Annotated in this window: 8 protein-coding genes; 3 read left to right on the top strand and 5 right to left on the bottom strand. The window is 65.7% G+C overall.

Annotated elements, in window-relative coordinates; all coding sequences use genetic code 11:
* Window positions 1–94: 94 nt before the first annotated feature.
* Together MSIL_RS13165 and MSIL_RS13160 are read right to left on the bottom strand one after the other, a co-directional pair.
* The gene (locus tag MSIL_RS13165) at window positions 95–2,329 is read right to left on the bottom strand and encodes a primosomal protein N' (protein ID WP_012591575.1); all 2,235 of its coding nucleotides are present in this window, start codon (window positions 2,327–2,329) and stop codon (window positions 95–97) included.
* A 4-nt stretch (window positions 2,330–2,333) separates the two neighbouring features.
* The gene (locus MSIL_RS13160) at window positions 2,334–3,065 is read right to left on the bottom strand and encodes a TerC family protein (protein WP_012591574.1); all 732 of its coding nucleotides are present in this window, start codon (window positions 3,063–3,065) and stop codon (window positions 2,334–2,336) included.
* 192 nt (window positions 3,066–3,257) lie between these two features.
* On the opposite strand from MSIL_RS13160, the gene MSIL_RS13155 reads away from it, so the two are divergent.
* The gene (locus MSIL_RS13155) at window positions 3,258–4,115 is read left to right on the top strand and encodes an SDR family NAD(P)-dependent oxidoreductase (protein ID WP_012591573.1); all 858 of its coding nucleotides are present in this window, start codon (window positions 3,258–3,260) and stop codon (window positions 4,113–4,115) included.
* Window positions 4,116–4,126: 11 nt separating this feature from the next.
* On the opposite strand, the gene MSIL_RS20240 is transcribed toward MSIL_RS13155, so the two are convergent.
* From MSIL_RS20240 to MSIL_RS13135, 3 genes are all read right to left on the bottom strand, one after another.
* Window positions 4,127–6,016 (bottom strand): L,D-transpeptidase family protein, encoded by a 1,890-nt coding sequence (locus tag MSIL_RS20240; protein ID WP_012591572.1) that lies wholly within the window; start codon window positions 6,014–6,016, stop codon window positions 4,127–4,129.
* Between the two features lie 321 nt (window positions 6,017–6,337).
* Window positions 6,338–7,864: a sigma-54-dependent transcriptional regulator gene (locus MSIL_RS13140; protein ID WP_012591570.1), complete on the bottom strand. Its 1,527-nt coding sequence runs from the start codon at window positions 7,862–7,864 to the stop codon at window positions 6,338–6,340.
* 186 nt (window positions 7,865–8,050) lie between these two features.
* Window positions 8,051–9,547 carry an esterase-like activity of phytase family protein gene (locus tag MSIL_RS13135; protein WP_244406130.1) on the bottom strand — a complete coding sequence of 499 codons (1,497 nt, stop codon included), beginning with the start codon at window positions 9,545–9,547 and terminating at the stop codon, window positions 8,051–8,053.
* A gap of 269 nt (window positions 9,548–9,816) precedes the next feature.
* Here MSIL_RS13135 and MSIL_RS13130 point away from each other — a divergent pair, with 269 nt between their 5' ends.
* Window positions 9,817–11,679 carry a M3 family oligoendopeptidase gene (locus tag MSIL_RS13130; RefSeq protein WP_012591568.1) on the top strand — a complete coding sequence of 621 codons (1,863 nt, stop codon included), beginning with the start codon at window positions 9,817–9,819 and terminating at the stop codon, window positions 11,677–11,679.
* Between the two features lie 143 nt (window positions 11,680–11,822).
* The gene (locus MSIL_RS13125) at window positions 11,823–12,068 is read left to right on the top strand and encodes a hypothetical protein (protein ID WP_012591567.1); all 246 of its coding nucleotides are present in this window, start codon (window positions 11,823–11,825) and stop codon (window positions 12,066–12,068) included.
* Window positions 12,069–12,118: the final 50 nt, after the last annotated feature.

The raw sequence follows: 12,118 nt of genomic DNA, 5'->3' as shown, positions 1-12,118 counted from the left end.
GGATTTTGAATATCAATCGCGACTACAGGTTTCGGATATCAATTGCGGACAATTAACAGGATTGCAAATATATAATTTTGCACAATTTAATTTTCTACAAAAAGCTTTGCGGGTCTATATCGATCGCCGCGTTCACCCCACCGCGTTGCGGCGGTCCCGCTGCAAGCAAAGCGTTCAAAAATCCCTGCAAATCGGAGGAGCGCGGCGCGCGGATGAGCAGGCGGAAGCGGTGGCGCCCGCGCAGGATCGCGATGGGCGCCTCCGCCGGTCCGAGCAGGGAAAGTTCGCCCTCGGTCGGCAACCCTCCGGCCGCAGCGAGCGTCCATCCATCCGAGCGCGGCAGATCATGCGCCGCCCGCGCCAAAGCGCGAGCGAAAGCCTCGGCCGACGCCGCATCATTGCCCGAGACGATCAAGGCCGCCAGCCGGCCGAATGGCGGCAGACCGGCGCGCCGGCGCTGTTCGATTTCCTCGGCGTAAAATTTTTCGCTGTCGCCGGAGAGGATCGCCCGCATCACCGGATGCTCGGGTTGAAAACTTTGCACCAGGGCGCGCCCCGGCGTCTCGAACCGGCCGGCGCGGCCGGTGACCTGCTGCAGCAATTGAAAGGTGCGCTCCGCCGCGCGCGGATCGCCCGAGGTCAGGCCGATATCGGCGTCGATGACGCCGACCAGCGTCAGCCCCGGAAAATTATGGCCCTTGGCGACCAGCTGCGTGCCGATCACGATGTCGCAGGCGCCGCGCGCCACCGCTTCGAATTCGGCCCTGAGCCGCTCCGCGCCTCCCGCCAGATCGGACGACAGGATCATGAGCCGCGCGTCGGGAAACAGCTCGGCGGCCTCCTCCTCCAGCCGCTCGACGCCCGGCCCACAAGCCATCAGGGATTCAACCGCCTCGCAATTGGGGCAAAGCTCCGGACGGCGCTCCATATGGCCGCAATGGTGGCAGATCAGCGCCTTGCGAAAGCGATGATCGACGAGCCACGCCGCGCAATTCGGGCATTGGAACCGATGGCCGCAGCTACGGCAGAGCGTCAGCGGCGCATAGCCGCGCCGGTTTAAGAACAGCAGCGATTGCTGGCCCTTGCCGAGATTGTCGGCGAGTGCGGCGATCAGCGCAGGCGAAATCCATTTGCCGCGCGGCGGCGGCTTGAGCCGCATATCGACCGCCTCGATCTTCGGCATGGCGCGGCCGCCAAATCGGTCTTTCAGCACCAGGCGCCGGTAGCGGCCCTGATCGGCGTTGACCCGCGTCTCGATGGAGGGCGTCGCGCTGGCGAGGATCACTGCGCATTGCTCGATCCGGCCGCGCACCACCGCCATGTCGCGGGCGTGATAGACGACGCCGTCCTCCTGCTTGTAGGCGCCGTCATGCTCCTCGTCGACGATGACGAGCCCCAGCGATTGAAACGGCAAAAACAACGCCGAGCGCGCGCCGATGATGATTTTCGCCTCGCCTGAAGCGACAGCGCTCCAGATCCTTGCACGCCGCGCGGCGCCTATCCCTGAATGCCACTCGACCGGCGCGGCTCCGAAACGCGCGCCAAAACGGTCGACGAACTGGCTGGTCAGGGCGATTTCCGGCAGCAGCACCAGCGTCTGGCGCCCGGCGCGGAGAGCGGCGGCGATCGCCTCGAAATAGGTTTCGGTCTTGCCCGAGCCTGTGACGCCTTCGAGCAGCGTCACCGAAAAGCTCTGCGCCAAGACGGCTTTCGCCAGCTCGGCGGCGGCGGCGGCCTGATCTTGCGAAAGCAGCGGCTGGCGGAAATCGGGATCGCCGACCGGCGCGGCAGGCTCAGGCGCCAAGGTTTCGAGCGTGAAGACGCCCTGACGGATGAGCCCGTCGATGACCGAGGCCGAAACCCCGGCCGCTTTGGCCAGCGCCGCCTTCGTCATCAGGCCGCCCGCTTGCGCCGCGGCCAGCGTCCGCTCCCGCGCCGGAGTGAGGCGGGCCGGCGCGGCGCCGGTCAGGCGCAGGCCGACCCGCTTCGGCTCGGGCGCGGCGTGAAACGGGGCGCGGATCGCCATCCGCAACACCATGCCGCGCGGGCTCATGCCCCAGCGCGCGACCCAGTCGATAAAGTCGCGCAGGCGGTCGCCAAGCGGGGAGATGTCGAGCCGGGCGGCGACGGCGCGCAGATTGGAGGCGCCGGGCGGGGCCGGGCGCTGCGCGAAAACGACGCCGATCGCCCGCCGCGGTCCGAGCGGCGCTTCGACGAAAGCGCCGGGGACGAGGCCCATCGCGGCGGGGGCGACATAGGAATAGGCGGTGTCGACGGCGACCGGAAACAGCACGTCGACGACGCTTTGCACGCTTTCGGCAGCCGGCATCGCCTCAGGCCTTTGGCGAACGCCTTTTGCGCGCAAACATGTTCAGCCCTTCGACCAGACCGGAGAAGGCCATCGCTGTATAGATGTAGCCCTTCGGGAAATGAAACCCGAACCCTTCGGCGATCAGCGTCGCGCCGATCAGCAGCAAGAAGCCCAGCGCCAGCATGACGATGGTCGGGTTGCGATGGATGAAATTCGCCAGCGGATCGGCGGCCAAAAGCATGGCGCCGACAGCAGTCAACACGGCGATGATCATGATCGGCAGATGCTCCGTCATGCCGACCGCGGTGATGATGCTATCGAGCGAAAAGACAAGGTCGAGGAGCAGGATCTGGAAGATCGCCGAGGAAAAGCTCGTCGGCGGCTTGATCTTCTCCTCGCCGCCTTCCATTGGATCGACGGCCTGATGGATTTCGCTCGTGGCCTTGTAGACGAGGAAAAGTCCGCCGGCGATCAGGATGATGTCGCGCCAGGAGAAGCCCTGGCCGAGAACGCTGATCACCGGCGTCGTCAGGCGGATGATCGTCGAAATGGTGAAGAGCAGGGCGATCCGCAGGATCAGCGACAGGCCGATGCCGATGCGGCGCGCCTTCGAGCGCTGGTGCTCGGGCAGTTTTTGCGAAACGATGGCGATGAAGACGAGATTGTCGATGCCAAGGACGACTTCCATGACGATAAGGGTGGCGAGCGCGAACCAGGCAGAGGGGTCCGCGGCTAGCGCCAGAAGATCGTTCATTGCAAAGGTCTTTCAGCTCCGAGACGTGTCTGCCGCGGCCTGCGCCCGGCAAGGCTGAAGCCAAGGTAAAGCCTGGCGGGCCCGGCATTGAAGGTGTTTCGTGCCGGAAACGGCCGCGAGCGTCAAGTTAGGGTCGCGAGGCGAGTGAGCGGGCGCCTTGACTTTCCCAGAGCGCTGAGGAGGCGCGACAGAGTGAACCGCTCCCCGCCTCTTTTGATCCGCGGCCCCGTGCTGATTACCGGCTGTTCAAGCGGGGTCGGCCGCGCCGCCGCCGCCCTGTTCCGGCGCGCCGGCTTCGAGACCTTTGCGACCGCGCGGCAGCTCTCCGCGATGGAGGACCTTCGCGCCATCGGCTGCCGCACGCTGCAGCTCGATGTGACCGACGACGACGCGCGGCGCGCCGCGGTCGAGGCGGTGGAGGCGGATTTCGGCGCGATCGGCGTCCTCGTGAACAACGCCGGCTATGGCCAGTATGGTCCGCTCGAGGATATTTCGCTGGACGCCCTGCGACGGCAATTCGAGACAAATGTCTTCGGCGGACTGCGCCTGGCTCAGCTCGCCCTCCCCGGGATGAGGCGGGCCGGCGGGGGGCGGATCGTCAATGTCAGTTCCGTCGCCGGCCGCGTCAGCGTCGCGGGCGGCGGCGCCTATCACGCCAGCAAATTCGCGCTTGAAGCGCTCGCCGACGCGCTGCGCCCCGAAGTCGCTCCCTTCGGCGTCGAGGTGGTCAATGTGCTGCCGGGGCCCATCGCGACGCAATTCGAAGCGAGGTTGTTAAAATCAATCTCGGAACTGGAAGGGGATGATCTCTACGCGCCGTTCAAACGCAACCTCGCCCGGCGCATGCACGGCTTCCTCGCCAAGGGCGGCTTTGGCGTCATGAGCGCCGAACATGTCGCAAAGATCATTTTCAAGGCGGCGACGACGCCGCATCCGCGCCCGCGCTACAGCGTCGGCTTGATCGCGCGCTTCGGGCCGCTCGCCCGCGCGCTGACGCCCGACCGCCTGGTCGATCGCCTGATGCGCCTTGCCATCCCCAATAGCGAGTGACCTTCGCCGGATCAGCCCTCAAGCCCAAGCGCCGCCCTCACCTTGCGGGAGAATCCATAGATGTCTTCGCTCAATTGCAGCTGGCCGTAAGGGTCGACCTTGGCGGTGAAATATTCGAGGTGGATCGGCAGCGGCTTCGCCAAATGCACATAGCGCTCCTTGCCGCCGATGAGCTTTTGCACGCGTTCCTCGCTCCAGCCCTTGCCGAGCACGCTCTGCGCGAAGCGGAATGGGTCGTCGACCCTGACGCAACCGTGGCTGAAGGCGCGCTTGTGCTGCTCGAACAGCGCGCGCGACGGCGTGTCGTGCAGATAGACCGCGTAATCATTGGGGAACATGAATTTGATGCGCCCGAGCGCATTGCGTTCGCCGGGCGGTTGACGCACGCCGAGCTTGCCGTTCTTCCAAACCGCCTCATAGCCCATGCGATGCAGATAATTCGGATCGGCGGCGATCTTCGGCATCATTTCCTTGCGGATAATCGACTGCGGCACCGTCCAATACGGGTTGACGATCAGAAACTGCATCGTGTTGGAGAACACCGGCGTCGGCGTGTCCTCCTTGCCGACGACGACGCGATTTTGCGAGATGACGGCGCCGTTTTCGATGACGGAAACCTCGTAATCGGGGATATTGACCTCGATTCGGCTCTCGCCCATGTCGCGCGGCATCCAGCGCCAGCGCTCCATATTGGCGAGGATTTCGGCCTCGACGCGGGATTGATCGCCGCCGGAGAGCAGGGCGATGGTGCGCGCGTTCAGCTGGCCGGAGCCGGGCAGGCCGTTCGCCTTCTGGAAATCGGCGACCGCGCTCGCGACCTGCGTGTCATAGACGAGATTTTCGGGCTCGCCCTCGCGCCCGTCGAGGCTGAGCCGCGAGCGGATCAGCGGCACGCGTGGATCGCGCATCCCGACTTTCAGGGTCGGCCCCGTCGGAATCGCCGCCGCGCGGGCGACAGGCGCCGCCGCCCGCCGCGTCTCGTTGAGCTTTGCCCGGAGCGCCTGATAGGCCGGCTGCGGCGGATTGAACGCGAGCAGCGCCGCTCCCGCGTTCTGGCCGGCGGTCGAGACGGTCGCCAGCGCAACGGACGGGTCGGCGACCTCCGGGCGCAAACCGATCAGCGCCGAAATCTGGCGCGGATCGACCCGAGCGCCTGAGGCTTGGCGCGCATAGGATACGATCGCGGCGCTGAGCGCGATATCGGCGCCGGCGATCTCCTCGTCGGAGCCGGTCGCGGCAAAACGCGGCGGCCTGACCGACAGCCCGTCCTCGGCCGCAAGTTGAAGCCGCTGCAACGCCGGCCTGACCTCGGCGATCGGATTTCCCTCATGCGACCAAAGCGGCGCGAAATCGCGCGCCGCATAGAAGGCGGCGACGGCGTCCTGCTCGCGCCTGCGCGAAGCCGAGACCCGGTCGATACGATCCTTCTCGCCGCGCGCCTCGAGCGCCGCCTTGATCGCGGCGTTGAGCGGGGGCAGCGGGGCAGCGTCCGGGATGGCGGCGCCGGTCTCGCCGACAGGCGCGGCGGCATTCGGCGCGAGCGGCGAATCGGCGGCGCCGGAAGGAGCGGCGGCTGGGGCTGCTTCCGGCGCGCCGGCCGGAATGGGCGCGGTCGGAGCCTGCGCCGAAAATTCCGCGGCTTCGGGCAGCGCCGCCTGCGACTCTTGCGGCGCAAGCTGCGGCGCGGTCGCGGGCGCCGCGCCAATCCGCGACTCCGGCGGGAGCGGCGGCAGCGGGATTTTCTTTATATCGGACAGAGCGGCAAGATGCGGCGACAGCTTCTTGTCAGCCCGCGAAACCTGCGGAGCCGCAGAGCTCGCGGGATCGGCTCTGACCGCGCCGGCAGGGGCGAGCGCCAGAAGCAGCGCGAGGCAAAGCGCCTGCGCCGAGGCGCTTTTCATACAAACCCTTGCAACGTCACGGCTCATCGCACGATTGATCCCAGCCATAGAAAACATAGGTCGCTAAAATCACGCCGCCAGTGCGGCGGGCGTTCGGGCGCCGCTCAAACCCGCTTTCGCCGCTCATTTGCTCCGATGGCGCGCCGGATTCGCTACAAACCTCCGTGACGTCAACGCGTTCATCGGCCGAATGCAATCCCGCCGGCCAAGGATAAACATATTTAGACTCAAAGGCTTGAGCGTATGGCCGGCGCGCTGGCGCGGCTCCGTGCGCCGGCCGCTCATCGGTGATTTCCGCGCCTCGTTGCGCCGGCGCCACGTTCATGCAGCGGCGTCCGTTCGCTGCAGATCCTGCCGCAAATCCCCGCTCTGATCCGGCGCCGCCTCTTCCGGCGCCGCGTCGGCGAAGCCATATTCCTTCATTTTCCGGTACAGCGTCGAGCGGCCGATGCCGAGCTTCTTGGCCATTTTCGACATGCGGCCGCGATAATGGCCGAGCGCGAAACGGATCGCTTCGGCCTCAAGCTCGACGAGACGGCGCATGTCGCCGGACGGATCGATCAGCGCCAGCGCATTCGGGTCGCGGATCTCCGCCGCCGGCCGTTCCGGCGCAAGAGCCGCGGCCGGCTCGGGCGCTGCGAGCGGCAGCGGCGGGATCCGCACATCGAATCCGCCGACCTGCGCTGCGATCTGCGGAAAATCCATCACCGTCAGATCGGCGCCTTCGGCAAAAGCCACGGCGCGGAACATGGCGGTCTCCAATTGCCGGATATTCTTCGGCCAGTCATAGGCGGAGAGCAGACTGACGGCCTCCGCGCTCGGACCGCGCAGGATTTTCCCCGCCTCGGCGGCGAAGCGGGCGCAAAAGCCGCGGGCCAGCCCTTCGATCTCGTCGCGGCGGCGGCGCAGCGGCGGCGCGAAAATCGGATAGACGTTCAGCCGGTAGTAAAGATCCTCGCGGAAGCGATGCGCCTTGACGCGCTCGATCAGATTGCGCCGCGTCGAGGCGATGAGGCGGATATCGGCGCGGACCGGACGGGGCCCGCGCAAAAAATCGATCTCGCCGTCGCGCACGAGGCGTAGCAGCCGGGCTTGGAGATTTTGCGACAATTCGCAGATGTCGGCGATATAGAGCGAGCCGCCCTGCGCCTCGGCGATTTTGCCGGGGCGCCGCGACTCCGGCCCCGCGCCGCTTTCGCCGAAGAGCAGGGTTTCCATATCCGCCGCCGCAAGGCCGGCGCAGCGCAAGGTGACGAAAGGCCGGCCGCGCCGGTCGGAGGCGGCGTGGATCGCGCGCGCCATGGTTTCCTTGCCGGCGCCTTCCTCGCCCTCGATCAGGACCGGCATTGCGGTCTTGGCGGCGCGTTCGGCGAGGCGGACCGCGCGCTCGATCTCTTCGCCCGCGCCAAAATAATCGGCAAAAGAGAAATGGCCGGACGCCTGCCGGGCGGCGCGGCGCAGCTCAGCCTCCAGCGCGGCGAGGCGCAAGCCATTGCCGATCGCGGCCTTCAGCCGCTCGGGGCTCGCCGGCTTGACGACGAAATCGAGCGCTCCCGCGCCGAGCGCGGCGCCTGCCGCGTCGACCGCTGAGGCCGTGGTCTGCACGACGATCGGCGGCGTAAACGCCTGCGCCCTGAGGCGCGCGATGACGCCAAGGCCGTCGAGGTCCGGCATCACCAGATCGAGCAGCAGGAGATCGACCGGCGCGGCGCCCGCGCTTTTCAGCCGCGCCAGCGCCGCCTCGCCGCTATCGGCGGTTTCCGTCGCAAAGCCGAATTTTCGAATGATCTCGGCGGCCAGCTGGCGCTCGAGAGGATCGTCGTCGACAATCAGAATTCTTGGGGACATGCGGCCTCGCGCGCGGGCCGTCGTGACGCTCGAATCAAAAACGCCGAAACGGTCCGCAGCTGAAAAGGGGCGAACGCGCCCCTGGCGCATGAATCTCCCCGATTACGGTAAACGCGGTGTTAACGAAGCGCGAAAGAGTTGTCGGGAAATTGGCGCGCCCGATGGCGCGCCAGAATCTTGCGTTTATTAGCGCCGCGGCCGGCCCGGCGCGACATAGGTCGGCAAAGTCACGCGATAGACGAGAACCAGCGTATCGACGTTGAAGCCCGAGGCGTCCTGATAGGCGACGCCGGCCATGCGGCCGTTCTGGGTGATGAAGTCATTGTCGCTGCCGACGAAGAGGAAATAATCGTTCGGCGCGGCGGCGTCGCCGACCGGAGCGACGGCGATGCTTTCCCATTTCTCATAGAGATCGTTGCCGTCGTTCGGCAGCCCGTTGTGCAGGTTGAATTTCGCGAGCTCGGCCGCCTCGTTGATATCGAGGAATTTCTGATAGGCGACCGGGGTGATGGCGCCGCTGAGAACGCCGAGCGGCGCGATTGAGCCGCCGGCCGCATCATATTGGCCGCCGGCGATATTCGTCGCGCCGGAAATGTCGATGAGATCGACGCTGCGGTAGACCGAACCCGGGTTGCTGACGGCAAAGCCGCCGCCGCTGTCGCGCGCAAGAACCAGAAACTGGTGATCGTTCAGGGCGAAAAGCTCGCTCTGCGCCGCGGTCAGAAGCTTCGGATTGGCTGTCGTCTGATCCTGATAGAGCGGCAGCTGCACGACATATTCGGCTTTCAGCTTCGGCGCGCCGCGGCTGAGATCATAGGCGAGCAGACGGGTGTTGCGGCGCGTCGTGCTGATTTTGCTCGGATCGAGATCCTGGATGAGCGCGCTCTGCAGCAGCACGAACAGCGTCTTGCGGTCCGGGCTCATCGCAAGGCCTTCGAAGCCTTGATTGTTCTGGCGCCCCATCAGCGGGTTGCCGAGGCTCGGATTATAGGTGACGCCGACCGGCGGGCTATTGGCTGAAAAATTCTCGACAATCTCGCCGGCCGCATTCTTGCGCTTCGGGATGAAGGCTTCGGGCGGGCGGAGCGCGTCGATGAGGCGGCCATTCGCGCCGAAATGATAGACATAGGCGCCATATTCGTCGCTGATCCAGGACGATCCGTCGTTCAGCCGCACGACCGCTTCGGCGTCGATGGCGAGTTTGCCGTTCTGGCCGACCGGCAGATCCGGGAAATGCCCCGCCGCCGGCTTCACGCCGATCGCGTCGAAGCCCGTGGTCAGGCCGCCGCGGAACAGCGTCGACGAGCGGTAATTGAGGCTGAGCTGATTCTGGCTCGCTGTCGCCGCGCCATAAAAGGGCGTCAGCCGTATCTCGAAATGTTGCAGCCGGCCGCGGAAGTCGGTCGTGCCTTGCGTGTTCCAGCCGCGGTCCGGCAGCATGTAGAGCTGTCCGCTGTAAAAGCCGCGCCGGTCCTTTTTCCAGCTGGGCAGATCGAGCGCCATGCCGGAGCCGAAGCCGCCGAGCGTCTCGCTGTATTTGTCCAGCGCGTTGGAGGGAACCCGGCCAACGCCGACGAGGCCCTTGTTGACGTAGGTGGCGCCGCTGAAATCGACAGAGCCGCCGGCGTTCGCCGCGCCGGCGCAGAGGACGGCGAGAATGGATGAAGCGGCAATATGGCGCAAAGCAGCCGCCCCGGCGCGCCCGCACGCCGAAGCCCTGAATCTGGATCGCATTTAGTCCCCCGTTTTGTTCGGTTTCGCTTGGGCCCGGCCGATCGCCGAACGCCGGCCGAATCCGGCGCCGGCTAAAACCGCGCAGCGCCGCTATGGCCCCGCCGCGTGACAGCCGTGTTACAGGGCGGACCAGGCCGTCGCGGTTGATCTCGGCGGCGGCGCTCCGATATGAGTTTTACGCGCGCAAGCGTTTCGTCCCCGCCTCGAGGTATCCCGACATGCGCATTTCCGGCCGATCCGACATTTTTCATGGCCCCGAGGCGGCGGCCCGCCAGAGCGCGGCAAATCCGTCCGTCGATCTTGGCGATCTGCCGGAGTGGAATCTGTCCGCCCTTTATCCGGCGCCGGATTCGCCCGAATTTGCCGGCGATCTTGCGAGAGCGGCAACCGAGTGCAAGGCCTTCGCTGAGGCTTTCAAGGGCCGCATCGCCGAGCTCGCCGCAGATTCGTCCGGGGCTTCGCTCACTGCGGCCGTCAAACATTACGAGGCGCTCGACGAGCTTTTGGGGCGTATCATGTCCTATGCCGGCCTCATCTACGCGGGGGACACGTCCGATCCCGTCCGCGCGAAATTCTATGGCGACGCGCAGGAAAAAATCACCAACGCCTCGTCCGATCTCCTGTTCTTCGAACTGGAGCTGAATCGGCTCGACGACGGCGCGCTCGACGCCGCCCTCGCCCAGGAACCGCTCGCGCATTATCGCCCGTGGATCGAGGACGTCCGCAAGGGAAAGCCCTACCAGCTCAGCGACGAGCTCGAAAAACTGTTCCACGAGAAATCGAGCACGAGCTATTCCGCCTGGAACCGGCTGTTCGACGAGACGATCACCGCGCTGCGCTTTCCGCTCGACGGCAAGGAGCTGTCGATCGAGCCCGTGCTCAATCTGTTGCAGGATCCCAACGAGGCGGCGCGGGAAAAGGCGGCGAAAATCCTCGGCTCGGTGCTGAAGGACAATCTGCGCCAGTTCGCCCTGATCACCAACACGCTGGCCAAGGACAAGGAAATCTCCGACCGCTGGCGCGGCTTTCAGGACGTCGCCGATTCGCGGCACCTTTCGAACCGGGTGGAGCGCGAGGTTGTCGACGCGCTGGTTGGCGCGGTTCGCGCCGCCTATCCGCGCCTGTCGCATCGCTACTACCGGCTGAAAGCGAAATGGTTCGGCAAGCCCGCGCTGAAATTCTGGGACCGCAATGCGCCGCTGCCGGACGCGCCCGCGCGCGTCTACAAATGGGACGCCGCGCGCGACGCCGTGCTCGGCGCCTATGGCGATTTTTCGCCGAAGATGGCCGACATCGCGCGGCGCTTCTTCGACGAGCGCTGGATCGACGCGCCGGTGCGGCCCGGCAAGAGCCCCGGCGCCTTCGCGCATCCGACCGTGCCCTCGGCGCATCCCTTCGTGCTGCTCAACTATCAAGGCAAGCCGCGCGATGTGATGACGCTCGCCCATGAGCTCGGCCATGGCGTGCATCAGGTGCTCGCCGCCCATAATGGCGCGCTGATGGCCCCGACGCCGCTGACGCTCGCCGAAACGGCTTCCGTGTTCGGCGAGATGCTGACCTTCCGCGCGCTGCTGGCGCGGGCCGGGACGCTGGCCGAACGGCGCGCCATGCTGGCCGGCAAGGTCGAAGACATGCTGAACACGGTGGTGCGGCAGATCGCCTTCTACAGCTTTGAGCGCAAGGTCCACACCGAACGCCGCAAGGGCGAGCTGACGGCCGATAATCTCTGCGATTTCTGGATGGAGGAGCAGAGCGAAAGCCTCGGACCGGCGATCGAATTCACCGACGACTATCGCTCCTATTGGGCCTACATCCCGCACTTCATCCATTCGCCCTTTTATGTTTACGCCTACGCCTTCGGCGACTGCCTCGTGAATTCGCTTTATGGCGTCTATCAGAATGCGAGCGAGGGTTTTGCCGAGCGCTATTTCGCCCTGCTGTCGGCAGGCGGCTCGAAGCCTTATGGCGAGCTCCTAAAACCGTTCGGATTGGACGCGCGCGACCCGGCGTTCTGGCAGATCGGCCTCTCCATGATCGAGGGGATGATCGCTGAGCTCGAAGCGCTGGAGGAGCAGGCGTGAGCGCCGCGGCGGCCGAGCCTTATTGGGGGGACGCGCGTAACGTTTGAGGCCGCTGCTGCGTTTAACCCTTTGCGCTGGCGGCCGGTCGCCGGCGGCTTGCGCAGACGCCGGCTGCGCTGCGGACGGCTTTTGGGGAGACGGTCATGAAGCTCAATCGATTAATCGCTCTGTCGCTGGCTTGCTCGATGAGTTTTGCGCCGATGGCTTTCGCCGCCGGTCTTGAGGGACTTCAGTTCGAAAAAGAAGTCACGATGAAAATGAAAAGCGGAAAATCCGTCACCATCAAGCTCGCCAAGATGAACGGCCAGATGATGGCGATCGTGCCGATGGAAGATCTGAACGAGCTGTTGATGCGCGCCGAAGGGCACGACATGAGCACCTATAACTGACGGCTCAGGCGGCCGGCCCGGCGTCTTCAGGCGGCGCGGGCCTCAACATC

Origin of the sequence: Methylocella silvestris BL2, assembly GCF_000021745.1 — a bacterium.
Classification (GTDB): domain Bacteria; phylum Pseudomonadota; class Alphaproteobacteria; order Rhizobiales; family Beijerinckiaceae; genus Methylocapsa; species Methylocapsa silvestris.
The sequence above is the reverse complement of the archived record's forward strand: the minus strand, read 5'-3'. Positions and strand labels throughout refer to the sequence as shown.

What these genes read in the sequence shown, in the direction of transcription:
- MSIL_RS13165 (WP_012591575.1), bottom strand. Translation starts at nt 2,329, where the DNA reads ATGCCGGCTGCCGAAAGCGTGCAAAGCGTCGTCGACGTGCTGTTTCCG.
- MSIL_RS13160 (WP_012591574.1), bottom strand. Translation starts at nt 3,065, where the DNA reads ATGAACGATCTTCTGGCGCTAGCCGCGGACCCCTCTGCCTGGTTCGCG.
- MSIL_RS20240 (WP_012591572.1), bottom strand. Translation starts at nt 6,016, where the DNA reads ATGAAAAGCGCCTCGGCGCAGGCGCTTTGCCTCGCGCTGCTTCTGGCG.
- MSIL_RS13140 (WP_012591570.1), bottom strand. Translation starts at nt 7,864, where the DNA reads ATGTCCCCAAGAATTCTGATTGTCGACGACGATCCTCTCGAGCGCCAG.
- MSIL_RS13130 (WP_012591568.1), top strand. Translation starts at nt 9,817, where the DNA reads ATGCGCATTTCCGGCCGATCCGACATTTTTCATGGCCCCGAGGCGGCG.
- MSIL_RS13125 (WP_012591567.1), top strand. Translation starts at nt 11,823, where the DNA reads ATGAAGCTCAATCGATTAATCGCTCTGTCGCTGGCTTGCTCGATGAGT.